General features: G+C 68.2%; 1 protein-coding gene. It reads right to left on the minus strand.

Annotated features, from left to right (window positions below):
• Nucleotides 1–175: 175 nt before the first annotated feature.
• Nucleotides 176–1,915: a phage tail tape measure protein gene (locus KIH73_RS10695; protein ID WP_219083356.1), complete on the minus strand. Its 1,740-nt coding sequence runs from the start codon at nt 1,913–1,915 to the stop codon at nt 176–178.
• Nucleotides 1,916–2,037 lie beyond the last annotated feature (122 nt).

Raw genomic sequence — 2,037 nt, forward strand, 5'->3', positions numbered from 1 at the left:
AGCACGCCGGTGCGGTCGCGCAGCGTGAACGCGCACACGCCGGGGTCGGGCTGCGTGTCGGGCGAGTCCGTGCCCCATTGGATGCTCAGACCGGTCAGCACGGCGGTGTCGTCGGCAGCGTTGTTGAGCGGCTGCAGGCCGTCTCCCGTGTCCAGGTACGCGTATATCTGCTGCATCAGCTGACCTGCCTTTCGGCCTCGCGCAGTCCCTGCTTGATCCATCGGATCAGCTCGGCCTTGCTGCCGACCATCATGCGTGCGGGGAGGGTGACGTTATAGGTCACGTTGTTCACCACGGTGGGCGTCCGTCCGCCGTCCGGGGCGAGGAGGCGCGCGAGCCTGGCCAGTCCCGTGCCCGTGCCGTGGCTGGCGCCCTGCATGTCGGGGTCGCCGACGGTGATGAGCGGCGCGGCGTACGGCGTGACGGCGGCCGTGGCCGGCTGCATGGGCATGGCCGCGAAGCTGAACGGCAGGATGCTCGTAATGGTGTTCCATGCGCCCTGCACGCCGCTGGTGATGCTGCCGATGATGCCGCTGATGGTGTCCCAGATGCCCTGGATGAAGCTCGCGACGCCGTTGAACGCGTTCTTGATGGCGTTGACGGCGTTGGTGAACGCGTTGCCGATCTTGGTGGCGACCGACTGGACGCCGTTGGTGATGCCGTTCCAGATTCCCCCGAAGAAGCCGGTGACGCCGTTCCATGCGTTCTGCACGGTGGTCACGGCGGTTTTCCAGGCGCCGCCGACCGTGTCGCCGGCCGTCCGGGCGGCCGAGCTGATGCCGTCCCAGATTCCCCCGAAGAACGAGGCCACGGAGCTCCATGCGCCCTGGAACCATGCGCACAGTTCGCTCCACCGGTCGCTTATCCACTGGGCCGCGACGCCCGCGGCGTTCTTCACGGTGTCCCAGTTCGCGGCCAGGGCGATGACGGCGACGGCTATGGCGGCGATGATGGCGATGACGGGCAGGAACGCGACGTTGACGGCGCCCTGGGCGACCGCGACGATTGCGGCGACGGCCGCGTACGCGCTCATGGCGGCGTTCACGCCGATGATCGCGGCGGCGACCACGCCGAGCACGGTGGCGAGCGGGGTGAGCCAGCTGCTGTTCTGCTGGATCCAGCCGACCATTTCGGTGAGCTTCTGGGTGACTGCGGTGACGGCTGGCAGGAGCGCCTGGCCGAGCGCGGCCTGGGCGTTCTCCCAGCTGGCGTTCAGACGCTGCTGCTGGCCCTGCGCGGTGTCGGCCTCCCTGGCGAAGTTGCCGGTCGCGTCGCCGGTCTGCGCGGTGATCGCGGCCAGGGTGGCCTGCATCTTGGCGTTCCTGTCGCCGGCCGCGTACAGGTCCTCGATGCCCATGCTGGCGGCCTGCGCCTGCAATGTGGCGTCGTTCAGGCTCACGCCGTACGCCTCGATGGGGTCCATCTCGCCCTTGAGGGCGCTGGACAGGGCCTCGACGGCCTGGGTGGTGGTCCCGCCGAACATGCTGGACAGGTCGGCGCCGAGGGTGATGAGGTCGTTGGTATTGCCGGCCACATCGTCCATGCTCATGCCCGCGTTCTTCAGCTGCGAGCCGATGACGGTGGCGAGCTCGTTGTAGGCGTTCTGGCTCAGGCCGAGGTTCTGGGCGGCGGACTTTGCCCATGCGGTGACCTGGTCGGCGTTGTCCTTGAACACGGTTTCGACGCCGCCTATGCTCTGTTCGAGGTCGGCGGCGGCGTCGATGGCGGCCTTGCCGATCTCGCCGATCTTGGCGACGATCGCGCTCGATCCGATCGCGCTGGCGATGCCGCTGATGGCGGTGCTGGTCTTCTGCTGCAGGGTCATCATCTCGCCGGTGGTCTGGTTGATCGCCTTGATCGCGTCCCTGGCGTCGCCGGTGATCTGCACGCTGATGCTGGTCTTCTTGGACGCCATCGCTCACCTCCTTGCCTGGTCGATGCGTTCCCTTTGCTTCTCGGCCTGTCGGCCTTCCTCCTCGAGCAGCCGCATGGCGGCGCCCCAGTCCCTGGGGTCCGGGCCGGCTTCGCCTCGCCACG

The organism is Bifidobacterium phasiani (assembly GCF_019331775.1).
In the GTDB taxonomy this organism is placed as follows: domain Bacteria; phylum Actinomycetota; class Actinomycetes; order Actinomycetales; family Bifidobacteriaceae; genus Bifidobacterium; species Bifidobacterium phasiani.